This is a genomic window from Delftia sp. DLF01, from assembly GCF_014852125.1.
Taxonomy (GTDB): Bacteria; Pseudomonadota; Gammaproteobacteria; order Burkholderiales; family Burkholderiaceae_C; genus Comamonas; species Comamonas acidovorans.
Genome location: NZ_JACVAZ010000001.1, coordinates 816,681 through 840,229 on the forward strand (window position 1 = coordinate 816,681; position 23,549 = coordinate 840,229).

Annotated in this window: 18 protein-coding genes; 8 read left to right on the plus strand and 10 right to left on the minus strand. The window is 70.0% G+C overall.

Annotation, left to right across the window (positions count from 1 at the left end; genetic code table 11):
- Positions 1-14 precede the first annotated feature (14 nt).
- The 6 genes from IB269_RS03605 to IB269_RS03630 form a co-directional block, all read right to left on the minus strand.
- Complete coding sequence (locus IB269_RS03605) at positions 15-1,043, minus strand: branched-chain amino acid ABC transporter permease (RefSeq protein WP_192366428.1); 1,029 nt, start codon at positions 1,041-1,043, stop codon at positions 15-17.
- A 175-nt stretch (positions 1,044-1,218) separates the two neighbouring features.
- Positions 1,219-2,091, minus strand: a complete 873-nt coding sequence (locus IB269_RS03610; protein ID WP_034363620.1) for a branched-chain amino acid ABC transporter permease — start codon at positions 2,089-2,091, stop codon at positions 1,219-1,221.
- Positions 2,092-2,096: 5 nt separating this feature from the next.
- Positions 2,097-2,822 (minus strand): ABC transporter ATP-binding protein, encoded by a 726-nt coding sequence (locus tag IB269_RS03615; protein WP_047326796.1) that lies wholly within the window; start codon positions 2,820-2,822, stop codon positions 2,097-2,099.
- A complete protein-coding gene (locus IB269_RS03620) occupies positions 2,806-3,630 on the minus strand; it encodes an ABC transporter ATP-binding protein (RefSeq protein ID WP_192366429.1) in 825 nt (274 codons plus the stop codon). The genes IB269_RS03615 and IB269_RS03620 overlap by 17 nt, the downstream gene beginning before the upstream one ends.
- A gap of 68 nt (positions 3,631-3,698) precedes the next feature.
- A complete protein-coding gene (locus IB269_RS03625) occupies positions 3,699-4,883 on the minus strand; it encodes an acetyl-CoA C-acetyltransferase (protein ID WP_192366430.1) in 1,185 nt (394 codons plus the stop codon).
- A 133-nt stretch (positions 4,884-5,016) separates the two neighbouring features.
- Positions 5,017-5,799, minus strand: a complete 783-nt coding sequence (locus IB269_RS03630; protein ID WP_013801549.1) for an SDR family NAD(P)-dependent oxidoreductase — start codon at positions 5,797-5,799, stop codon at positions 5,017-5,019.
- Positions 5,800-5,981: 182 nt separating this feature from the next.
- On the opposite strand from IB269_RS03630, the gene IB269_RS03635 reads away from it, so the two are divergent.
- Positions 5,982-8,756: a LuxR C-terminal-related transcriptional regulator gene (locus IB269_RS03635; RefSeq protein WP_192366431.1), complete on the plus strand. Its 2,775-nt coding sequence runs from the start codon at positions 5,982-5,984 to the stop codon at positions 8,754-8,756.
- Positions 8,757-8,768: 12 nt separating this feature from the next.
- On the opposite strand, the gene IB269_RS03640 is transcribed toward IB269_RS03635, so the two are convergent.
- The gene (locus tag IB269_RS03640; RefSeq protein ID WP_192366432.1) at positions 8,769-9,227 is read right to left on the minus strand and encodes a GNAT family N-acetyltransferase; all 459 of its coding nucleotides are present in this window, start codon (positions 9,225-9,227) and stop codon (positions 8,769-8,771) included.
- Positions 9,228-9,355: 128 nt separating this feature from the next.
- On the opposite strand from IB269_RS03640, the gene IB269_RS03645 reads away from it, so the two are divergent.
- On the plus strand, positions 9,356-11,698 hold the full coding sequence (locus tag IB269_RS03645; RefSeq protein ID WP_192366433.1) for an FdhF/YdeP family oxidoreductase: 2,343 nt from the start codon (positions 9,356-9,358) through the stop codon (positions 11,696-11,698).
- Between the two features lie 10 nt (positions 11,699-11,708).
- Positions 11,709-11,990 carry a hypothetical protein gene (locus IB269_RS03650; RefSeq protein WP_012206611.1) on the plus strand — a complete coding sequence of 94 codons (282 nt, stop codon included), beginning with the start codon at positions 11,709-11,711 and terminating at the stop codon, positions 11,988-11,990.
- Here IB269_RS03650 and IB269_RS03655 read toward each other — a convergent pair.
- A complete protein-coding gene (locus IB269_RS03655; RefSeq protein ID WP_013801553.1) occupies positions 11,954-13,960 on the minus strand; it encodes a peptidase U32 family protein in 2,007 nt (668 codons plus the stop codon). The two genes, IB269_RS03650 and IB269_RS03655, sit on opposite strands and share 37 nt — an antisense overlap.
- Positions 13,961-14,464: 504 nt before the next feature.
- On the opposite strand from IB269_RS03655, the gene IB269_RS03660 reads away from it, so the two are divergent.
- The 4 genes from IB269_RS03660 (at position 14,465) to IB269_RS03675 (ending at position 19,255) form a co-directional block, all read left to right on the plus strand.
- Entirely contained in the window at positions 14,465-15,733 is a 1,269-nt protein-coding gene (locus IB269_RS03660) for a branched-chain amino acid ABC transporter substrate-binding protein (protein ID WP_192366434.1), read from the plus strand.
- Positions 15,702-17,129, plus strand: coding sequence for a tRNA adenosine(34) deaminase TadA (gene tadA / locus IB269_RS03665; protein WP_192366435.1), 1,428 nt, complete (start codon positions 15,702-15,704; stop codon positions 17,127-17,129). Before IB269_RS03660 ends, tadA begins: the two co-directional genes overlap by 32 nt.
- Before the next feature lie 364 nt (positions 17,130-17,493).
- On the plus strand, positions 17,494-18,486 hold the full coding sequence (locus IB269_RS03670) for an LD-carboxypeptidase (protein WP_192366905.1): 993 nt from the start codon (positions 17,494-17,496) through the stop codon (positions 18,484-18,486).
- A 19-nt stretch (positions 18,487-18,505) separates the two neighbouring features.
- Positions 18,506-19,255, plus strand: a complete 750-nt coding sequence (locus IB269_RS03675; protein ID WP_065348044.1) for a sterol desaturase family protein — start codon at positions 18,506-18,508, stop codon at positions 19,253-19,255.
- Positions 19,256-19,404: 149 nt separating this feature from the next.
- Here the strand turns inward: IB269_RS03675 and IB269_RS03680 are convergent, their stop codons facing one another.
- Complete coding sequence (locus IB269_RS03680; RefSeq protein ID WP_012206605.1) at positions 19,405-19,785, minus strand: hypothetical protein; 381 nt, start codon at positions 19,783-19,785, stop codon at positions 19,405-19,407.
- A 185-nt stretch (positions 19,786-19,970) separates the two neighbouring features.
- On the opposite strand from IB269_RS03680, the gene IB269_RS03685 reads away from it, so the two are divergent.
- Positions 19,971-22,505 carry a penicillin acylase family protein gene (locus tag IB269_RS03685; protein WP_192366436.1) on the plus strand — a complete coding sequence of 845 codons (2,535 nt, stop codon included), beginning with the start codon at positions 19,971-19,973 and terminating at the stop codon, positions 22,503-22,505.
- Positions 22,506-22,550: 45 nt separating this feature from the next.
- On the opposite strand, the gene IB269_RS03690 is transcribed toward IB269_RS03685, so the two are convergent.
- Positions 22,551-23,528: an alpha/beta fold hydrolase gene (locus tag IB269_RS03690; protein ID WP_013801560.1), complete on the minus strand. Its 978-nt coding sequence runs from the start codon at positions 23,526-23,528 to the stop codon at positions 22,551-22,553.
- Positions 23,529-23,549 lie beyond the last annotated feature (21 nt).

Genomic DNA, 23,549 nt, shown 5'->3' on the forward strand with positions numbered 1-23,549 from the left:
GTGGGGATGGAAAGTCAGGCACGCGGCCGCTGCCGGGGCAGGCGCCGGCCCGGCCGGCCCAGCCGGTGCAGCAGGCCCATCACGCCGCCGGGCATGGCGAACATGAAGACGATGAGCACGGTGCCGTAGACGGCCCAGGGCGCGGCCTTGGACACCTGCTCGGCCAGCCCCGGGATGAACATGATGAACAGGGCGCCGAACAGCGCGCCCCACAGCGTTCCCACGCCACCCACCACCACGCCCACCAGCAGCGAAATGGACAGGAACATGGTGAAGGAGTCGGGCGCCACGAACTGCACGGCAATGGCCGACAGCGCGCCGCCCACGCCCGTGTAGCCGGCCGAAATCGCAAAGGCCATGGACTTGCAGTGCGCGTTGTCCACGCCCATGGCCTCGGCCGCCATGGCGTGGTCGCGGATGGCGCGCAGCGCCAGGCCGCTGCCGCTGTCTATGAGGTTGCGCGCCATCCAGAACAGCAGCGCCGCCACGGCCAATGCATAGAGGTAGAACCACTGGTCGGCATCCAGCGGCAGGCCCCAGGGCGCCTCGGGCTTGGTCAGCACGATGCCGCCCACGCCGCCGGTCCAGGCCTCCAGGTGGCGGTACTTGAGCAGCTGGGGCATGGCCACGCCCAGCGCAAAGGTGGCCAGCGCCAGGTACAGCCCTTCCAGCCTGAGCGCGGGCCGCCCGAACAGGTAGCCCGCCGCCAGGCTCACCAGGCCCGCTGCAGGCACGGCCAGCCAGTAGGCCAGGCCCGCGCGGTCCATCAGGATGCCGGCCGCATAGGCGCCTATGGCGAAGAAGGCGCCATGGCCCAGCGAGATCTGGCCGCTGTAGCCCGTGAGGATGTTCAGCCCCACCAGGGCCACGGCATAGGCCAGCACCATGGTGGCCTGGAACAGCTGGTAGCCCTTGGCCACGAAGACCAGCGAGCAGGCCGCCAGCGCCAGCGCCGCGATCAGTACCGTTCCCAGGGGCAGGGGGCGGGGCGCGCTGGTGGCGGCGACCAGTGCGTCAGACGAGGAGGCGGATCGTGTGGACATCATTGTCTCCAGGGCGTTTGGCACAAAACTGGCGTGGCCCAAAAGCGAGGGACACCGAGCAAGGGCCTACGCCGGCCGCGCCGCCCCGCCGCGAGGGTGTCGTCCCCCTCCCGCGTAGCGAGAGAGGGGGCGCCGTGCAACGGGAAGCGGCGTAGCCGCTCAGGGGGGGCATTGTTCAAACCCTCCTGACGACTTTGCGGCCCATCAGCCCGGCGGGCCGCACGATGAGCACGCCCACGATCAGCACCAGGGCCACAGAAAGCTTGAGTTCGGTGCCGACCACGTAGCTGCCCACGAGGTTTTCAAGCACGCCCACGATGAAGCCGCCCAGCACGGCACCCGCGGGGCTGTCGATGCCGCCCAGCAGCGCGCCCGCAAAGGCATACAGCAGCACGCCGCTCATCATGTGCGGATCGAGGAAGACCACGGGCGCCACCATCATCCCGGCCACCGCACCAATGGCGCCGGCCAGGCCCCAGCCCAGCATCAGCATGCGTCCCACGGAGATGCCCACCAGGCGCGAGGAGGCCGGGTTCTGCGCAGCCGCGCGCATGGCCAGCCCCAGCGGCGTGAGCCGGAAGAAGGCAAACAGCAGGGCCACGATGGACAGCGCCACGAAGATGGTGCCCACCTCATGGGCCGACATCAGGGCGCTGCCATACCAGGCGTCGGCCGGGAACGGGCTGGGGAACTCCTTGATGGTGTAGCCGAAGATCCAGCCGGCCAGGCTGTGGAAGACGATCAGCAGGCCGATGAAGACCACCACCTGGGCCAGGTCCGCCGCCTTGTGCATGGGGCGGATGATGGCGAACTCCACGGCCGCGCCCAGCACGAAGGACAGCGCCACCGTGGCCAGGAAGGCCCACCAGTACGGCAGCCCCGCCTGCAGCAGCGCCCAGGCGATGAAGGTGGAGAACATGGCCATCTCGCCCTGCGCGAAATTGATGTGGTGCGTGGCCTGGTAGATCATGACCAGGGCCAGCGCCACGGTGGCGTAGATGCCGCCCGTGGCCAGGCCGGCCAGCAACTGGTGGATGAAGGCGTCCATGGCCGCTACTCCCCGAGATAGGCCTGGCGTACCGCATCGTTGCGGCGCATGGCTTCGCTGGGGCCGTGCAGCACGATGCGGCCGGTCTCCAGCAGGTAGGCGCTGTGCGCCAGCTCCAGCGCCAGGCGCGCGTTCTGCTCCACCAGCAAGATGGTCGTGCCCTGCTCGGCGTTGATGCGCCGCAGGATGCCGAAGATGTCGCGCACCACCAGCGGCGCCAGCCCGAAGGAGGGCTCGTCCAGCAGCAGCAGGCGCGGGCGGCCCATGAGGGCGCGGGCAATGGCCAGCATCTGCTGCTCGCCGCCCGACAGCGTCCCGGCCTGCTGGGTGCGGCGCTCGCGCAGGCGGGGGAAGTAGCCGAACATGCGCTCCATATCGCCGGCCACGTCGGCACGGGCAGCGCGCGTGGGCCGGGCCTGCGCGCCCAGGCGCAGGTTGTCTTCGGCGCTGAGCTGGGCGAAGGTGCCGCGCCCGTCGGGCACATGGCCCACGCCCTGGCGCGCGATGCGCTCGGTGCTGTGCCGGTCTATGCGTTCGCCGGCCAGGCGCACCTCGCCGCGCGTGTCCACCAGGTGGCGGCAGATGGCGCGCAGCGTGGTGGTCTTGCCCGCGCCATTGGCGCCCAGCAGGGCCGTGACGCGGCCTTCGGCCAGGTCCATGTCGATGCCGTCCAGCACGCGCACCGACCCGTAGGCCGCATGCAGTCCGCGGATTTCAAGCAGTGCCGGCATCCGCAACCTCCCTGTCCTGATCCTGCGGCTGCATGTCCGAACCCAGGTAGGCGCGGATGACTTCGGCATGGGCGCGAACCTCGCCCGGCGTGCCTTCGGCGATCTTGCGGCCGAAGTTCAGCGCCACGACCTTGTCGCTCACGCGCATGACCAGGCCCATGTGGTGCTCCACCAGCAGCACGGTCAGGCCCAGCCGGTCGCGCAGCGACAGGATCAGGTCGCCCAGGCCGGCCAGCTCCTCATGGTTGAGGCCGCAGGCCGGCTCGTCCAGCAGCAGCAACTGCGGGCGGCAGGCCAGGGCGCGCGCCAGCTCCACGCGCTTTTGCGTGCCGAAGGGCAGGTCGGCCACGCGGCGCTCTGCCACGCCCGTCAGCTCCAGCAGGGCCATCAGCGATTGCGCCTGGGCGCGGGCTTCTTCCTCGCGCCGGCGCACGCCGGGCAGGCGCAGGGCATCGCGCACAAAGCCGGCGTGCTGGTGGCTGTGCGTGCCCAGGCGCACGTTGTCGGCCACCGTCATGCTGGAAAACAAGGCCAGGTTCTGGAAGGTGCGGCCCATGCCCAGCGCGGCCATGCGGTGGCGCGCCAGCGTGGCCAGCGGCTGGCCGCGAAAGCGGATGTGGCCGGCCTGCCAGGCATACAGCCGCGACAGGCAGTTGAACAGGCTGCTCTTGCCTGCGCCGTTGGGGCCGATGAGGCCGCAGATCTGGCCTGCCGCAACATCGAAACTCACGCCGTCCAGCGCGACGATGCCGCCGAAGCGCAGCGAAACGCCTTCGATGCGCAGCAGGGGCTGCGAGTCCTGGCTCATGGCTTTCCCTCCCCCGATGGTGGGCGACCGGCGCGGGCCGCGCCGGTCGCACCGTGGCATGGCGGCGCCTACAGGCGCTCGATGATGGTGACGTTGGCCATGCCGCCGCCCTCGCACATGGTCTGCAGGCCATAGCGCCCGCCGCGCGCATGCAGGGCGTGGATCAGCGTGGCCATGAGCTTGGTGCCCGAGGCGCCCAGCGGATGGCCCAGCGCAATGGCGCCGCCGTTGACGTTGAGCCGCGCCGGATCGGCGCCCGTGGCCTGCAGCCAGGCCAGGGGCACGGGGGCAAAGGCCTCGTTGACTTCGTACAGGTCGATGTCGGAGATGCGCATGCCGGCCTTCTTCAGCGCTGCCTGGGTGGCGGGGATGGGGGCCTCCAGCATGATCACGGGGTCATGCCCGAGCAGGCTCATGTGGTGGATGCGCGCCAGCGGCTGCACGCCCAGGGTCTTGAGGCCGCGCTCGCTGACCACCATGACGCCGCTGGCGCCATCGCAGATCTGGCTGGCCGTGGCGGCGGTCACGCAGCCGCCCTCGCGGATGGTCTTGACGCCGGCAATGCCTTGCAGCGTGGCGTTGAAGCGTATGCCTTCATCCACCGTGTGCGGCTGGCCTTCGCCCTCGGCACCGCCTTCGGCGCTGCGCGCCTGCACGGCCAGGATCTCGCGGTCGAAGCGGCCCTCGCGCGCGGCCTGCACGGCGCGCTCATGGCTTTGCAGCGCATAGGCGTCCAGCTGGTCCTTGGCCAGGCCGTACTTGCCGGCCATCATCTCGGCGCCCATGAACTGGCTGAACTCCACGCCCGGATAGCGCTGCTGCATGGCCGGGCTCATGTACACGCCCAGGCCGGCCTTGGCGGGCAGGGCGTTGGGCGTGCCCATGGGCACGCGCGACATGCTCTCCACGCCTGCGGCGATCACCATGTCCATGCTGCCCGACATCACGGCCTGGGCCGCGAAATGCAGGGCCTGCTGGGACGACCCGCACTGCCGGTCCACCGTGGTGCCCGGCACGGACTCGGGCAGGGACGAGGCCAGCACCGCGTTGCGCGCCACGTTCGTCGCCTGCTGGCCGACCTGGCTGACGCAGCCCATGATCACGTCCTCGACCTGGGCCGGATCGGCCTGGCTGCGGCGCACCAGCTCGTCCAGCACCTGGGCCGCGAGATCGGCCGGATGCCAGCCCGAGAGCTTTCCGCCGCGCTTGCCGCCCGCCGTGCGCGTGGCGGCGACGATGTATGCCTGTGCCATGGATATGTCTCCTGTTCCTGTATTCCTGGGGGGATGGTGGCCCGGCCGGCGCGGGCCGGGCATCGTCGCAAGCGACGATTCCGGCCAGGGAAAACGCGGGGACGGTGCCTGCCGTGGTGACTGGGCGGTACGCCTAGCGCGGCGCCATGCGGATGGCGCCGTCCAGGCGCACGCACTCGCCGTTGAAGTAGCCGTTGGTGATCATGGTCTCGGCCAGGTGGGCGTATTCGTCGGGCTGGCCCAGCCGCTTGGGGAAGGGCACGGAGGCGGCCAGCGCGGCCTTCACGTTGTCGGGCGCGCCCTGCAGCAGCGGCGTGTCGAAGATGCCGGGCAGGATGGTGTTCACGCGGATGCCCTCGCCCATGAGGTCGCGCGCGATGGGCAGGGTCATGCCCGTGATGCCGGCCTTGCTGGCCGAGTAGCTGGCCTGGCCCATCTGCCCGTCCTGCGCCGCCACCGAGGCGGTGTTGACGATGGCGCCGCGCTCGCCGTCGGCCAGCGGCTCCAGCGTGAGCATGCCTGCCGCCGACTTGGCGATGCAGCGGAAGGTGCCCACCAGGTTGATCTGGATGATGCGGTCGAAATTGGCCACGGGCAGGTGCCGGATCTCGCCTGTGGCCTTGTCGCGGCTGGCCGTCTTGACGGCATTGCCCGTGCCCGCGCAGTTGACCAGGATGCGCTCCTGCCCGTGGGCCGCGCGGGCCTGGGCAAAGCCTGCGTCCACGCTGGCCTCGTCGGTCACGTCCACGCGGCAGAACAGGCCGCCTGTCTCGCGCGCCAGCGCCTGCCCGGCCGTCTCGTTGAGGTCAAACAGGGCAACGCGCACGCCCCTGGCGGCCAGGCGGCGCGCGGTGGCCGCGCCCAGGCCCGATGCCCCGCCCGTGACGACGGCGCTGATGCTTGCGTCAAGCTGCATGTGAAGGTCTCCTTGGTTGGTGTGTTGGCGGCGCGCCGTTGCCTGTCGCCTTGGATCGGGACAGGCGGCAGTCCGCCACCTATGATCTGCCTTCAAGTCTAGGAATCGCCCCGTCTTGCCGCCATCGTCGAAACCGACGAAAGTGCCCGGTGCCTCACCCCTTCACAGTGCCCCCTGCCTGCATGCAGCCCCCAGCGCCCACCCCTTCCTCCGGCCCCGGTCCGGGTTCCGGTTACGTGCCGCAGGCCAAGCTGAGCCCGCCGCGCGCCGCTGCCGCCCAGGTGGCCCGGCTGGCCGTTGCCGCGCGCTGGCCCGAGGCCTTGCGCGCCCGCGTGGTGCTGGTGCGCGCCCCTGCCGGCTTCGGCAAGACCACGGCCATGCGCCAGATGCGCGAGCGCCTGCAGGCGGAGGGCCAGGCCACGGCGTGGCTGACGCTGGATGCCGCCGACAACGATGTCTCGCGCTTTCTGCAGTGCCTGGGCGCGGCCGTGCGCACCCTGGGGGTGGGGCCGTCGCAAGGCGCCGGCGAGTTGTCCCAGGCCCTGCATGCGCTGGCCGGCGAGGGCCGCTCCTTTGCGCTGTTCATCGATGATTTCGAGGTGCTGCACAACGATGCCGTGCTCGGCCTGGTGCGCCAGCTCATGGAGCAGCTGCCCGAGCGCGGGCGCCTGGTCATAGGCTCGCGCGCGCTGCCGGCCCTGGGACTGGGGCGGCTGCGCACCAGCGGCCAGTTGCTGGAGATCGATGCGGCGCTGCTGCGCTTTTCCGTGGGCGAGGCCGAGGAGTTCTTTCGCCTGCGCGGCTGCCCGCTGCCGCGCGAGGCCCTGGCGCGGCTGATGGACAAGACCGAAGGCTGGATAGGCGCGCTGTGGCTGGCCTCGCTGGCGCTGGAGCGCCATGGTCCGCACAGCGATTTCATCGAGCGCTTCTCGGGCTCGGAGCGCGCCGTGGCCGACTACCTGGCCGAGGATGTGCTGGCCCAGCAGCCCGCGTCCGTGCGCGACTTCCTGCTGCGCACCAGCATCCTGCGCACGCTGGACGCCCAGGTTTGCCAGGCCCTGGTGCCGCGCGCCGACGGCGCCGCCATGCTGCAGGCGCTGGAGCAGGCCCACCTGTTCCTGGTGCCGCTGGCCGACGAGGCGCAGGGTGGCCAGGGCGGGCACAGCTGGCGCTACCACAGCATGTTTGCCGACTTCCTGCGCGCGCAGCTGCTGCGCGCGCAGCCCGGTGAATTGACGCGCCTTCACCTGGCAGCCAGCGGCTGGTACGAATCCTGCGGCCGGCCCGTGCCCGCCATCGAGCATGCGCTGGAAGGCGGCGACCTGCCGCATGCCCTGTCCCTGCTGGCGCGCCATGCCGAGGCGCTGATGGAGCAGGGCCGCATGCGCCTGCTGTCGCGCTGGTTCTCGGCCATGCCGGCGCCGCTGATGGCGCGCGAGCCGCTGCTGCAGGCCGTGGCCGCCTATGCCGACTGTTTCACGCGCGGCCCCTGGCAGGCGCAGCAGCGGCTGGACGCCTTGCGGCCCCGCATGGCCGCAGACCCCGCCGCGCAGGCGCTGGTCATGGCCCTGCAGCCGCTGCTGCTGGCCATGATGGACCGCGTGGAAGAGGCGGCGCCCCTGGGCCGCCAGGCGCTGGCCTGCCTGCCCAGCTGCCGGCCGTTTGCGGACAGCTCGCTGACCAATGCCATGGCCTACGTGGTGTCGGTGCTGGGCGATGCCGAGGAGGCCCACCGCCTGCTGGACGCAGCGCGCAGCACCCAGGCCGGCAGCCTGTTCAGCCGCATGTACACGGAGGCCATGGAGGGCGTGCTTGACCTGTCGGGCGGGCGGCTGCGGCAGGCGGCATCGCGCTTTCGCGTGGCGCTGGCCGCCACGCCGCGCAGCGCCTCCTACAACCCCACCAACGGCAATGCCTGGGCCGGCGTGCTGCATGCCGGCGTGCTCTACGAGACCAACGACCTCGACGGCGCCGACCACCTGCTCAACGTCTACCTGCCGCTGGCCCGCGACGTGGGCCTGCCCGACCATGTGATCTCCAGCTACCGCATGCGTGCGCGCATTGCCTTCGTGCGTGGCGATGTGGATGCGGCCTTCGGCCTGCTGACCGAACTGGAGTACCTGGGGCATGAACGCCAGCTGCCCCGCGTGACGGCCAGCGCGCGGCTGGAGCATGCGCGCATCTTCGTGCTGCAGGGCAACCGGGCCGCCGCGTCCGAGGCGCTGGAGCGTGCCGACGATCCCGGCGTATGGCCGCGCGTGGAACGCCTGCGCCTGCCCCCGCACGAGGTGGAGGACATCGCCATCGCCCGGCTGCGCTGGGGGCTGCACTTTGGCGACTGCCGTGCCGTGCGCGATGCCATCGCCCCCTTGCTGGCCGATGCGCAACTGCGTGGGCGCCGCCACCGCAGCCTCAAGCTGCAGGTGCTGTGCGCGCTGGCCGAGGCGGGCTGCGGCGACTTGGACTCCGCAGCCGCCATGCTGGCCCAGCCGCTGCGCCACGGTGCCAGCGAAGGCTTTGTGCGCCTGATGCTCGATGAGGGGCCGCTGCTCGCGCCCGTGCTGCAGCGCGTGCTGTCGCCCTCACTGTCGCTTTCACAGACGCCTTCACTGACGCGCCGCACGGAACCGGCGGAGCCGGAGGCGGCCGCCCATGCGCAGCGGCTGCTGTCTGCCCTGGGCGAGCCTGCCGAGCCCGCCGATACACCCGAGCTGCAGGCAGCGGATGCGCCCCAGGGCCCGGCGCCGGCCACGGCGCTTGCCGAGCCCCTGACCCGCAAGGAGCTGCGCGTGCTGGAGCTGCTGGCCTCGGGCTACTCCAATGCGGCCATGGCCGAGAAGCTCTTCGTCTCCGACAGCACGGTGCGCACCCACCTGCGCAGCATCAACCTCAAGCTGGGCGCGCGCAGCCGCACCCAGGCCGTGGCGCTGGCGCGGGAGCTGCGGGTTTTGCGCTAGGCCGCTGGCGGCTCAAGCCTGCAGATGGCGCGCATAGGTCAGGAACACTTCGTCACGCACCCAGCCCAGCGACTCGTACAGCGCCTGGGCGCGCAGGTTGTTGCGGGCCGTGGTCAGGTCCATGCGCGCATGGCCCGTGGCGCGGGCATGGGCTTCGGCCGCCAGCAGCAGGGCGCGGCCCACGCCCAGGCGGCGCGCATCGGGCGCCACGAAGAGGTCGTAGAGCACGTAGATGGGCGCGGCCAGCACCGAGCAGAACGAGGGATAGAGCTGGCAAAAGCCCAGGGCACTGCCGTCCGGTCGGCGGGCCAGCAGGATGACGGATTCGCCGCGCTCCAGCCGCGCCGTGATGAAGGCCAGCGCCGCGTCGGCATCCGCAGGTTGCTCGTAGAACTGGCGATAGGCGTCGAACAGCGGGGCGATCAGCTCGGCGTCTTCGGGGATGGCGGTGTGTATGGCTGTTGAGTTCATCGGTGGTCCGGGGCTGAGGTTGCCAGCATGGCGCAGGGCAAGGATGCCGTGCTCATATCTTTGCTGAATCTCTCCATTTGGAGATGTGATTTGACCTGGATCATGGACAGGCGGAACACTCCCGGCCCATGTCCGAACAAAAGATCGAGTTCTACAAGGGGGCCGCTGGCGGCTGGGGCGCACTGCGCAGCGTGAGCCAGGCCCTGATGCGCCAGGATATCGCCGTCAAGGGCGCCAAGACGCTGCTGTCGGCCAACCAGCCCGACGGCTTCGACTGCCCGGGCTGCGCCTGGCCCGACCGCAACCACCATTCCACCTTCGAGTTCTGCGAGAACGGCGCCAAGGCCGTGGCGGCCGAGGCCACGGCGCGCCGCGTGACGCCCGAATTCTTTGCCCGGCACACGGTGGCCGAGCTCATGGCGCAAAGCGATTTCTGGCTGGAAGACCAGGGCCGGCTCACCGAACCCATGGTGTATGACGCGGCCAGCGACCGCTACCGGCCGATCGCCTGGGACGACGCCTTTGCGCTGATCGCCCGCCACCTGAACGCGCTGCCCGACCCTGACCAGGCCATCTTCTACACCTCGGGCCGCGCCAGCAACGAGGCAGCCTTTCTCTACCAACTGTTCGTGCGCGCCTACGGCACCAACAATTTCCCCGACTGCTCCAACATGTGCCACGAGCCCAGCGGCAGCGGCATGAAGCCGCAGATCGGCGTGGGCAAGGGCACGGTGCAGCTGGCCGATTTCGAGCAGGCCGATGCCATCTTCATCTTCGGCCAGAACCCCGGCACCAACCACCCGCGCATGCTGGGCGAGCTGCGCGCAGCCCACAAGCGCGGCGCGCGCATCCTGAGCTTCAACCCGCTGCGCGAGCGCGGGCTGGAGCGCTTCCAGGACCCGCAAAGCAAGCTGGAGATGGCCACCCTGGGCGCCACGCCCATCAGCACGCACTACTTCCAGCTGCGCGTGGGCGGCGACATCGCGGCCGTCAAGGGCATCATGAAGCATGTGATCGCGCAGGACGATGCACTGGGGCAAGGGGGCGGCGGCGTCCTGGACCATGCCTTCATCGCCGAACACACCACCGGCTTCGAGGCCCTGGCCGAGGACCTGCGGGCCGAGGACTGGGGCCTGCTCGAGGCCGAGTCCGGCCTGAGCCGTGCGCAGATGCAGACGGCGGCCGAGGTCTACATCGCCGCCCGCAGCACCATCGTCTGCTGGGGCATGGGCATCACGCAGCACATGCATTCGGTGGCCGCCGTGCAGATGCTGGTCAACCTGCTGCTGCTGCGCGGCAACATCGGCCGCCCGGGTGCGGGCGCCTGCCCGGTGCGCGGCCACAGCAATGTGCAGGGCGACCGCAGCATGGGCATCTGGGAGAAGCCGCCGGCCGCGCTGCTGGACCGGCTGCAGCAGGTCTTCGGCTTCGAGCCGCCGCGCGCCCACGGCGTGGACGTGGTCGAGTCCATCCGCCTCATGCTCGAAGGCCGGGGCAAGGTCTTCTTTGCGCTGGGCGGCAACTTCGCGGCGGCCACGCCCGACACGCATGCCACCTGGCAGGCGCTGCGCCGCTGCGACCTGACCGTGCATGTGACCACCAAGCTCAACCGCAGCCACCTGGTGCACGGCCGCGAGGCGCTGATCCTGCCCTGCCTGGGCCGCACCGAGATCGACATGCAGGCCACCGGCCCGCAGGGCTTGACGGTGGAGGACTCCATGGGCATGGTCCATATCTCCAGCGGCATCAACCCGCCTGCGTCGGAGCACCTGCTCAGCGAGATCGCCATCGTCGCGCGCCTGGCCGCCGCCACGCTGGGCGCGCAGCGGCCCGTGCCCTGGCTGGAGCTGGCTGGCGACTATGCACGCATACGCGAGCTGATCGAGCAGGTCTTCGACGACTTCCACGACTTCAACGCGCGTGTGGCCGTGCCGGGCGGCTTCAAGCTGCGCAATGCGGCGAGCGAGCGCATCTGGGAGACGCCCCGGGGCAAGGCCGGCTTCTTCGTGCACGCCGTGCCGCGCGACACGCCCGTGCACCGCGCACGCGCCGCGCGCAGCCCCGGCGCATCGCCGGTGTTCACGCTGTTCACCACGCGCTCGCACGACCAGTACAACACCACCATCTACGGCATGGACGACCGCTACCGCGGCGTCTTCGGACAGCGCCGCGTGGTCTTCATCCATGCCGAGGACATCCGCGCCCTGGGCATGAAGAATGGCGACTGGGTGGACCTGCAGACGGTGTGGGATGACGGCCAGCAGCGCAGCGCCGAGCGCTTCAGGCTCGTGGCCTACGACGTTCCGCGCGGCTGCATCGCTGCCTACTATCCAGAGACCAATCCGCTGGTGCCGCTGTCGGCCACGGCCATCGTGGCGGGCACGCCCAGCTCCAAGTCCATTCCCGTGCAGCTGGTGGCGCACAGGCTGCCTGCCGTGCCGTCTCCCGCGCTGGAAGAAATGGCGGCCTGAAGTGCAAGGCATGGAAGAACTGGCCGCCGCCATCCTGCGCGAATTGGCCACCGAGCCCGCACCCATGTCCCTGCCCAGGCTGGGCAAGCGACTGGGGCAGGGCGCCAGCGTGCTCATGCGCTGCCTGGCGCTGATGGGCGATGCGCCCATTGCCGGCACACCGGGGCCGGGCTGGGTCAGGCTGGAGCAGGAAGAGGGGCGGTGGCTGGCGGCCCTGACGGAGCGCGGGCGCTTGTGGGTGGAGGCCGAGGCCTGTCAGGCGCTGGCCGAAGGCACGGGACGCGTGCGGTAGAACTGCATCGGAAACTCCTGCATTTCCTTGGCGTGCTGGTTGATCACCGCGCGCTTCATCTTGCCGACCACGTGCATCTCGCAGGGCTTGCAGTCGAAGCGCAGCGTGAGTTTTTCCTTGCCATTGATCAGCTGCAGCGGCTCGGCCTTGATGGTGCCCTTGACGCCGATGACGCCCTTGGCCTGCTTGGGGCACAGGCTCATGGAAAAGCGCACGCAATGCTTGGTGATCATCAGGCTGACTTCGCCTTCTTCTTCCTTGCTCTCGTAGGCCGCGTCCATGACCTTGACGCCGTGCTTGATGTAGAAGTCGTGTGCCTTCTGGTTGTAGACGTTGGCCAAGTAGGTCAGCGTGTCCTCGGGGAAGGGCACGGGCGGCTCCACGGGCAGGGCGCGCGGCAGGCGCACGAAGCCGGCCTGGCGCGCGGCCTCCAGCGCGGCGACGGCGTCGCGGCGCAGCTGGTTCAGGGCCGAGGCCGGCACGAACCAGGGCTGGCTCAGCTGCAGGCCGATGTCATGCACGGAGAAGATGGTGGCGCCGAAACGGCCCAACTGCTCGCGCAGCGTGGCCTCGGCACGGGCTGCGTCGGTGGCGGCCTGGTGTTCCTGCGCGATGGCGGCGGTGGCGGTGAAGCCATCCTCGTCGGTCAGCGTGAGCGCAAAGCCGTCGGGCGTTTCCTTGAGTTCGGCCCACAGGCCGATGCGGCGGTCGCTGGACTTCTTGTCCAGCGTGCGCACCCAGGCCATGTCGCGGTTGCGGTTGACCTCCAGACCCTTGCGCAGGTCCTTGAAGCCGGCGATGGGATCCTTGGGGAACAGGCGCCACAGCGACTTCTTCGCATCCACCGACTCGGCGCGGTTGATCTGCAGGCCCACCAGTTCCTTTTGCAGGTCGTAGTAGCACAGGCCGTCGCCGTTGTGCAGTTCGGTGTCGCGGCTCGAGGTCTCGATCTCCACGAAATTCTCGCCCACCTTGGTGACCCAGCCGATGGCGCGGCCCGGCGTCTTGGGCGTGTCGAAGGCGCCGATGTCGTCCTTGCGGCCGTTGACGAAGTAGTCGGTGAACTCGCGGTTGAAATTCTGGTCGGGGTCGGGTGTGAAGCTGAACGTGGTGCTGCCCGAGGATGAGCGCGCCAGGGGCGTGTCGGAGAACTCGCGCTCTTCGATGATTTCGTCCAGCAGCTTGCGGTAGTGGGCCGTGATGTTCTTCACGTAGCCCATGTCCTTGTAGCGGCCCTCGATCTTGAAGCTGCGCACGCCGGCGTCGATCAGGGCGCGCAGGTTGTCGCTCTGGTTGTTGTCCTTCATGGACAGCACGTGCTTTTCGTGGGCGATGATGCGGCCGCTCGCGTCCAGCACCTCGTAGGGCAGGCGGCAGGCCTGGTTGCAGTCGCCGCGGTTGGCGCTGCGGCCCGTGTGGGCGTGGGTGATGTAGCACTGGCCAGAGTAGGCCACGCACAGCGCGCCGTGCACGAAGAATTCGATGGTGGTGCGCGCCGGGTCGGTGGCCGCGCGCACGGCGGCGATCTGCTGCAGGTCCAGCTCGCGCGCAACGACGATCTGCGACAGGCCGGCGTCCTGCAGGAAGCGCGCCTTCTCGGGAGTGCGGATGTCGGTCTGGGTGCTGGCGTGCAGCTGGATGGGCGGCAGGTCCAGCTCCAGCAGGCCCATGTCCTGGATGATCAGCGCGTCGGCACCGGCCTCGTAGATCTGCCAGGCCATCTTGCGCGCGGCCTCCAGTTCATCGTCGCGCAGGATGGTGTTGAGCGTGATGAAGATGCGGCTGCCGAAGCGGTGCGCGTGGTTGATCAGCCGCTGCAGGTCGCGGATGTCGTTGCCCGCCGTGGCGCGTGCGCCGAAGGCCGGGCCGCCGATGTAGACGGCGTCGGCGCCATGGTTCACGGCCTCGATGCCGATGTCGGCATCGCGCGCGGGTGACAGGAGTTCGAGCTGGTGGGGCAGGAGGGACATGGGGCTTTGTGGTGTTCTGTGTTCGTACCCGCACCGGCGTGGGGGCCGGGCGTCGGGCGCAATGCGGGGGAAACTGGCCCCCACGCTACCCTTGCTGCGCAAGGTCCGCTGCCCCCCAAGGGGGCCGCTTTTTGTCTTGGGGCGGCCCGGCGACAAAAAAAAGGCCCCCACTCTTGGGGCGGTCCGGCGACGAAAACCTCGCAGCCCGCTTGCGGTGAGGCGCAGCATTATCGCCGCAGCACCGAAAAAACGCGCGCCAGGGGGTATGCGCCCGATGCCCTGGCGGGCGGCGCCGGTTTTTGCCTATCCTTTAGGATGCGCACTGCACGGGCCGGGCCGCCATGCCGGATACCCCGGCCCGTGCCTGCTCCGCCCCGGGCCTGATGCGCGCTTTCTGCGCCAGGCCTTGCCCGGCCGGGCAGCGCCCGAGTGGGCCACGCCGCAGCGGATTTCGTTTGCCAGGGCGCCTGTTTCACAGATTGACCGTTTTTTCCAGGAGTTGCCATGCACGCCTCGATTCGCCATTTCCCGTGGGCCGGCCCGGCCCTGCTGTGCACCCTGCTGGGCAGCGGCGGCCTGGCCTGGGCGCTGCCGGGAAGCGGCCCGGCCAACGGGCAGTCGGCAGGAGCTTCCGCTGCGGCGGCTGCACCCGGTACGGCCGCTGCACCTGCTGCACCCGCTGCGCCTGCTGCTCCCGGTACAGCCGATGTGCCCCTGGTGGTGCGCATTGCCCATGCGGGGCCGGTGTCCGGCCCCATCGCCAGCCTGGGCAAGGATGAGGAAAACGGCGTGCGCATGGCCCTGGACGATCTCAACGCCAAGGGGCTGGAGATCGGCGGGCGCAAGCTGCGCTGGAAGCTGGAGGCCGGCGACGATGGCGGCGACCCCGGCCAGGCCGTGGCCCTGGCCCGGCGCCTGTGCGACAAGAAGGTGGCGGCCGTGGTCGGCCACCTGCAGTCGGGCACCACGCTGCCGGCCACATCCATCTACCACGACTGCGGCATCGTCATGGTCACGCCCGCAGCCAGCAACCCGGCCATCACCCAGGCGGGCTACGACACCACCTACCGCGTGATCGCCGACGACCGCGCCATGGTCGATGCGCTGGTTGCGCACGCCGTGGGCAAGCTGGGCGTCAAGCGCGCGGCCATCATCGATGACCGCTCGGCCTACGGCCAGGGCATCGTGGCGCTGTTCGAGGCCGAGGCGCGCGAGCAGGGCATCGAGATCGTGGACAAGCAGTTCACCGGCGACAAGGCCACCGACTTCGTGCCCATCCTCACGGCCATCAAGGGCAAGAAGCCGGACGCCATCTTCTTCGGCGGCCTGGACGCCCAGGCCGGCCCCATGCTCAGGCAGATGGCCCAGCTGGCCATGGACAAGGTGCGCCTGCTGGGCGGCGACGGCCTGTGCACGCTGCGCCTGCCCGAGCTGGCGGGCAACACGTCCCCGCTGCGCAATGTGACCTGCGCCGTGGGCGGCAGCCCGCTGGAGCGCATGCCGGGCGGCGCTGCCTGGAAGCAGCGCTACGACCAGCGCTTTCCCGACCAGTACCAGGTCTTCAGCCCCTACGCCTACGACGCCACCATGGTGCTGGCCCAGGCCATGGTGCGGGCCGACTCCATCCGGCCCGATGCCTATATCCCCTATCTGCGCCAGACCCGGCATGACGGCGTGACGGCACCGATTGCCTTCACGCCCCAGGGCGAGCTGCAGGCGCCGGTCGTCACGCTCTACCACTATGCGCAGGGCGTGCGCAAGCCGCTGCCCTGACCCCCTGTCGCCCGGACACTGTGACACCTTGACTGCCGAGCACCGTCCACTGCCGCAGGCCGACGACGAGGCCTGGATGCGCGCCGCCCTGGAACTGGCGCGTGCCGCCGCCCAGGCAGGCGAGGTGCCCGTGGGCGCCATCATCGTCAAGGACGGCGCCATCGTCGGCCAGGGCCGCAACGCGCCCGTGGCCCAGGGCGACCCCACGGCCCATGCCGAGGTGCTGGCGCTGCGCGACGCGGCCGCGCGCCTGGGCAACTACCGGCTGGACGATTGCACGCTCTACGTGACCCTGGAGCCCTGCACCATGTGCAGCGGCGCCATGCTGCATGCGCGCCTGGGCCGCGTGGTCTATGGTGCGGCCGAGCCGCGCACGGGCGCGGCCGGATCGGTGCTGGACGTGTTTGCGCTGCCGCAGATCAACCACCACACGCAGGTGACGCGCGGCGTGCTGGCCGGCGAATGCGCAGCCCTGATGTCGGACTTCTTTCGCACGCGCCGCGCCGAGCAGCGCGCGGCCCAGCCGCATCCGCTCAAGGACACGGCGCTGCGCCATGCGGATTCCACCTTTGGCGGCTTTGCCCAGCCGCAGTGGCGCAGCGACCTGCCGACGCTGGCAGGCCTGCGCCTGGCCGTGGTCGATGAAGGACCGCACGATGCGCCGCTGACCTGGCTGTGCCTGCACGGCAGCCCCTCATGGGGCCAGCTGTTCCAGCCCATGCTGACCGGCTGGCTCCAGGCCGGCCATCGCGTGGTGGTCCCCGACCTGCCGGGCTTTGGCCGCAGCGACCAGCCCAAGAAGGAGAAGGCGCACAGCGCGGCCTGGCATGTGCAGGTGCTGCGCGAGCTGGTGCTGGCGCTGGACCTGCGGAGCATCGTGCTGGTCGGCCATGACGATGGCGCGCGCCTGGGCCTGGCCGTGGCGCAGGCCGAGCCCGCCCGTTTTTGCGGCGCCTGGCTCATGAATGCCTGGCCCGCAGGCCCGGCGCCCGATGCCTGCCTGCAATGGTTTGCGCAGGCGGCGCGCAAGCCGTCATGGCCCGTGGGCCGCGCCATGTACGAGGCGGGTGAGGAGGCCGGCGCACAGCCGCAGGCCTGGAACCTGCCGTTTTCCCAACCCGGCCACCGCGCCGCGCTGCAGGCATGGCCCCGCGTGCAGGCCGAAATGCCGGCCCTGCCGATGGCGTTGCTGGCGCAGTGGAGCCAACAGCAACGCCTGTGGGTGCAGGGCGGAGAGCACGATGCGCTGCTGCCTGCGCCCGCATGGCGCCAGGCCTGGCTGCAGGCGCTGCCACAGCTGCCGCCAGCGCAGCTGCGCCTATCCCCGTGCGGCCATTGGGTTCCCCTGTGCGCTGCCGGCATGGTGGCCGACGCTGTGGAATACTTCCGCCCGTAGGCCTGCGCCGCCGGCCCCTTGCCGGGGCTGCGCAGCGGCAGTGCCCCGTCTTCACTCCCCTTGCAATATGGAGCATGCCGGCCAGGGCCGGCATGGAACCACCTTGGCCACTTCGCGCAGTTCCCGCTCTTCCAGCACGCCCGGCACACCCAGCACATCCGGCACGCCCCGCAAAAAGGCAGCCGCTGCCGCGCCTGCACCCGTTGATCATGCGCACGAACATGTGCATTCCGCCGACGGCACCTGCTGTGCCCACGGGCACGAACATCCACATGGCCATGACCGTGCACAGGAGCATTCGCATGCTGCGGCGCATGACCATGGCGCTGCCCACAGCCACGAGCACGATCACGATCACGGCCATGTGCATGCCGCGGACGGCAGCTGCTGCGGCCATGCGCATGACCAGGGTCCGCGCCACATCTATATCTATTCGCCCGCCGGTGCCGTGCGCGACAAGGCCGGCTTCAAGCGCGGCGTGCGCCGCCTGGAGGCCATGGGCCACCAGGTGGAGATCGATGCCGATGCACTGAGCAGCCACCAGCGTTTTGCAGGCGACGACGCCACGCGCCTGGCGGCCATCGAGCGTGCGGCGGCCAGCGGTGCCGACCTGGCGCTGCCCACGCGCGGCGGCTACGGCCTCACGCGCATCCTGCCGGGCATCAAGTACAAGGCCGTGGCCAAGGCCATCGCAGGCGGCACGCGCTTCGTGGGCCTGAGCGACTTCACGGCGCTGTCGCTGGCCCTGCTGGCCAGGACCGGCGCCACCACCTGGGCCGGCCCGCTGCTGGTGCACGACTTCGGCCGCACCGACGACGAGGGCGGCGTGGACGACATCATGCTGGACTGCTTCAACGACCTGCTCAGCGGCCAGGGCGAGGGCGCGGGCTGGCAGATGCCGAAGATCGGCCTGCGCGAAGACGGCAAGCCCGCCGTCAAGGATTTCTACATCAGCGGCGGCGCCACGCTGTGGGGCGGCAACCTGGCCGTGCTGGTCTCCCTGCTGGGCACGCCTTACTTCCCGCAGATCAAGGGCGGCATCCTGTTCCTGGAAGACGTGGGCGAGCATCCCTACCGCGTGGAACGCATGCTGACCCAGCTTCTGCATGCCGGCGTGCTGGCCCAGCAAAAGGCCATCGTGTTCGGCCAGTTCAGCGAGTTCAAGCTCAGCTCGCACGACAAGGGCTTCAAGCTGCAGACCGTGATCGACTGGCTGCGCAGCCAGATCAAGTGCCCCGTGCTGCAGGGCCTGCCCTATGGCCATGTGCCGACCAAGGTGATGCTGCCCGTGGGCGCGCCCGTGTCGCTGTCGGTCGAAGGGCGCGATGCGCTGATCTACTGGGGCCACGTGCACTGAGCGGCAAGGAGCGGACGGCATGCTGCAGATGTGGGAGTTCGCGGCCTACCCGCTGCTGGCGCTGATGTTCGTCGGCATCTTCACGCGCGAGGTGATCGCGCCGGCCTCGCGCAACCATTGCGACCGGCGCTGGCTGATCCTGTCCACGCTGCTGGGCCTGGGCACGCTGGCCACCACCTTGGCGGTAGGCCATCTGTTCTCGGACGGCATCCGCCGCCATGCGCTGCTGGACGTGGGCCGGCAATGGCCGGCCTGGGCCGTGGGCGCGCTGAGCTTTGTGTTGACCAGCTTTGTCTTTTACTGGTGGCACCGCGCCACGCACCGGTCGGACACGCTGTGGCGCCTGTTCCACCAGCTGCACCACAGCGCGCCGCGCGTGGAGGCGCTCACGGCTTTCTTCGCCCACCCCATGGACACGGCGGCCGCCGTGCTGCTGAGCGCGCTGTCCAGCTACTGGGTGCTGGGGGCCAGCCCGCTGGCTGCCGCCTTCGCCATCGGCCTCACGGGGGCGTTCGATCTGTTCCTGCATGCCGACATCCGCACGCCGCGCTGGCTGGGATACATCGTGCAGCGGCCCGAGATGCATACCGTGCACCACCAGTACGGCCACCATGCGCAGAACTACGGCCTGCCCGTCTGGGACCTGCTGTTCGGCACCTGGGCCAATCCGGCCGAGCGGGTGGAGCGCCTGGGCTTCGATGACGACAAGGCCGAGCGCGTGACCGACATGCTGCGCTGGCAAGACGTGCACAAGCAGAACTCCCCCTGAGGCGCTGCGCGCCTTCCCCCTCTCGCTTCGCGGGGGGACGACAGCCTCGCTGCGGGGCGGCGCGGCCGGCGTAGGCCCTTGCTCGCTGTCCCTTGTTCTTGGCCGCGCCAGTTTTTGAGGCTCTGTACGGTGGCGGTGGGGGCTGACTGCTATTCGAGATACCGGCCGTTTTCCTTGCGGCGGGCGCGCATGCCGGTGCGCAGGAAGAGCACGGTGCCGCCTTGCTCGGCCAGCGGCACGCGCGTGTCGCCGGACAGGTGGGCGTCCAGGCGCTGGGGCAGGTTCTCCAGCAGGGAGCGGATGGCGGACAGGTCGGTGTCGGCCGCTTCGGGGTGGTCGCGCACGAAGCCTTCGAGATAGGCGCGGGCGTCGGCCTCCAGCTGCTCGCGCGTGGTGGCCAGAGAGACGTAGCTGACGCCGGCCTGGCCCGGCGCCTCGGTGCCCAGCAGGTAGCAGCCGATGTAGTCACCACGGGGCTGGCCCACGGGCGGGTCCTGGGTGAGCTTCTTCAAGAGGCTGAAAGGCCACATTCCACGTACTTCCTGTTTCTGTCGGTTGCCCTGCATCCATGCGCGCAGGGCCGGCAGTGATTGTCGCCTGAAGCCTGCGCCCTGCAGGCGCGGCTTTCTGTCGTGAGCAATGTGAGCATGTCGCGCGCGCATATGCTACAAACTGCAACACTACGATACGAAAAAAGCAGAGGGTGGGGAAAAGAATGGGAATCATGCGAATCCTGAACTCGCGGTGGTGGGGTGTGGGCGCCGTGGCGGTGGTCGGCTCGGCCCTGCTGGCCGGCAGCGCGCTGGCCATCTATGCCGTGCGCGTGCAGCCGGTGCTTGACGGACAGCTCACGCTGGCCGGGCTGGAGCAGCCCGTGCGCGTGCGGCGCGATGATGCCGACGTCACCCACATCAGCGCCTTCTCGCCGCAGGACCTGTGGCGCGCGCTGGGCCATGTGCATGCGCAGGAGCGCGGCTGGCAGCTGGAGTTCAACCGCCGCCTGATGCATGGCACGCTGTCCGAGATCCTCGGCCCGGCCACGCTGGACACCGACAAGCTCATGCGCGCGCTGGACATACGCGGCGCGGCGCGGCGCCAGTACGCATCCCTGCCCGCCAACGCGCGCGAGGCGCTGCAGGCCTACAGCGAAGGCATCGCGGCCTTCTATGCGGCGCTGCCCATGCGCCAGCACCCGCAGGTGCCCGAGTTCATGCTGCTGGACACGTCGCCGGGCGGCGGCGACAACTCGGCCTGGGCGCCCGAGGACAGCGTGGGCTGGGCGCTGATGATGGCGCTGGACCTGGGCGGCAACTGGGGCAACGAATTCGCGCGGCTGGCCGCGCTCTCGCAACTGGACACACAGCAGCTGTGGCAGCTGATGCCGCCTTATCCCGGCGAGGCGCCGGCCACCTCCACCGATCTGGCCGCGCTTTACCGGGGGCTGGGCGTGTACCGCCAGGAGGCACAGGCTGCGTCTGCGTCCAAGGTGGCTGCCGCCAGCGAGGCGAGCGATGCCTGGGCCCGCTGGTCCCGCGACATGGTGCGCGATGCGGGCACCAACGACGGCAAGGGCAGCAACAACTGGGTGCTGTCGGGCAGCCGCACGGCCAGCGGCAAACCGCTGCTGGCCAACGATCCCCATCTGGGCCTGAGCGCGCCCGCCATCTGGTACTACGCACGCCTGCAATCGCCTGCTGGTCAAGCGCAGGACGGCACGCCGCTGTCGCCCATCGACGTGGTGGGGGCCACCCTGCCGGGCCTGCCCTTCGTGGTGCTGGGGCGCACGCGCGAGGTGGCCTGGGGCTTTACCAACACGAATCCCGATGTGCAGGATCTGTACCTGGAGCAGATCGATCCAGGCAACCCGGGCCGCTACCGCACGCCGGACGGCTGGGCGCCTTTCACCGAGCGCAGCGAGCGCATCAGGGTCAAGGGCCGGGCCGATGTGCAGCTCACGCTGCGCAGCACGCGCCACGGTCCCGTGATCAGCGATGTGCAGCCCCAGTACGAGGCCGTGCTCGACAAGCGCCGCTACGCCGTGGCCCTGCGCTGGGCGGCGCTGGACACCGACAACCTCACCGTGCAGGCGGGCCTGCGGGCCAACGAGGCGCGCAGCGTGGCCCAGCTGTTCGAGGCTTTTGCCGACTATCACTCGCCCATGCAGAGCATCGTCGCGGCCGATGTGCATGGCGCCATCGGCTTCAAGGCCGCAGGCCGGGTGCCGCTGCGTGCGGCCGACAACGACCTGCGCGGCGTGGCGCCCGCGCCGGGCTGGGAGGCACGCTACGACTGGCAGGGCTGGCTGCCCTACGACCAGGCTCCTCAGGACGATGGAACGGCGCTGGGCTATCTGGCCACCGCCAACCAGCGCATCACGCGCGAGGGCTATGCCCACTTCCTCACCCAGGACTGGAGCCTGCCGTACCGGCATCGCCGCATCTCCGAGCTCATCGAGGCGAAGGACAGGCACGACATGGTCAGCATGGCCTCCATCCAGAACGACCAGACCTCGCTGGCCGCCCGCGCCCTGCTGCCGCAAATGCTCAAGGCCCTGGACGAAGCGCCGGCCACACATCCGCTGGCCCCGCAGGCGCGCCGGGTGATGGCGCAGTTCGACGGCCGCATGGATGCTGCGCAGGCCGCGCCCCTGATCTTTGCCGCCTGGGTGGACGAACTCACGCGCGGCCTGGTGATCCCGCGCATTGGCGCCCAGACCTTTGCGGCCACCTATGGCAAGCGCGACTACCGCGCAGGCATCGAAGGCATGCTGGAACGCCGCGACGGCTGGTGGTGCGCAGCTGCAGGCTGCAGTGCCCAGATCAGCCAGGCGCTGGACCGGGCGCTGGTGCGCCTGCAGTCCATGCAGGGCAGCGACCTGGGCCGCTGGCGCTGGGGCACGGCGCATGCGGCCCTGAGCAGCCATCGGCCGCTGGGCAGCGTGGGGCTGCTGGCAGGCATCTTCAATGTCAGCGTGCCTTCGGGCGGTGACAGCTATACCGTCAACGTGGGACAGTACCTGCCCGGTGATGCCAGGGCGCCGTTTGCCAACCGCCATGCGGCATCGCTGCGCGCCATCTACGACCTGGCCGAGCCCGAGCGCTCGCTGTTCATCTACCAGACCGGACAAAGCGGCGTGGCCCTGTCCAGCCGCTATGCAGACATGTCTGCCGAATGGGCCGACGGCCGCTACCGGCCGCTGCAGATGGCGCCCGCGCGCTGGCGCCATTCGATGATGCTGCGGCCGCAGTAGGTTGCAGTAGGTTGCATTAGGCTGCAGTAGCGGTGCGCGCCGGCCTCAGGTGCTGAGGAATTGCTCGATCAGCCCGGCCACGTCCGCCGGCTGGTCGTGGTGCAGCATGTGGCCCGCGTCCTGAACCACGGCCGTGCGGCAGTCCGCAATCTGCCCGATGCGCTCGTGGTACTCGGCCAGCGTGTAGCGGTCCTTCCACCACATGCCCAGGCTGTCGTCGCTGGCCTCGACGGCCAGTACCGGCGCCGTGATGGCACGGTACAGGGCCAGGATTTCTTCCACGCGGAACAGCTGCGCGCTGATGAGCTTGTGCGCCGTGTCGCCCAGGATTTCCCAGCGGCCCTGCGCATTGGGCGCCGCCCAGTGGTGGGCCAGCCACAGCGCCTTGTCCCCGGGCAGGCGGCGGTTGGTCTTCATCAGCCTGCGAGCCACGTCCTGCACGCTGTCATAGCTCTTGAGCTCCATGCCCCCGCTGCGCAGCTGGCGCAGCTCGTCCATCCACTGCGCATAGCGTGCGGGCGCCTGGTCGGGCCGGGTGGCCGGCATGCCGAAGCCCTCCAGATTGACCAGCCGGCGTATGCGCGCAGGCCGCGCGCCCGCATACATCATGGACACGTTGCCGCCCATGCTGTGGCCCACCAGGTCCACGGGCGTATCGCCCACCAGGGTGTCCAGCAGATGGTCCAGGTCGCCCAGGTAGTCGGCAAAGTCATGCCGGTCGGCAGGCCAGGCCGGCCGGCTCAGGCCGAAGCCGCGCCAGTCCGGCGCGATGATGCGGCGCCCCGCCATGAAGGCCTCGCCAAAGGCATCGACCACGAACTGGTAGGAGGCCGCCACATCCATCCAGCCGTGCACCAGCACCAGCGGCGCCAGGGCAGGATCTCCATCCACGGGCCCCCACTCGCGCACGTGGTACTCCATGGTGCGCACCGGCACCATGCGCGAGCGCCAGGGGCGGCTGGCAACGTAGATGGGCGCTTCTTCAGCGGCCGTGGCGGGGAGGGAAGAGGGGGCTTGCAGCATCCCGCCGATTATTCCGGTTTG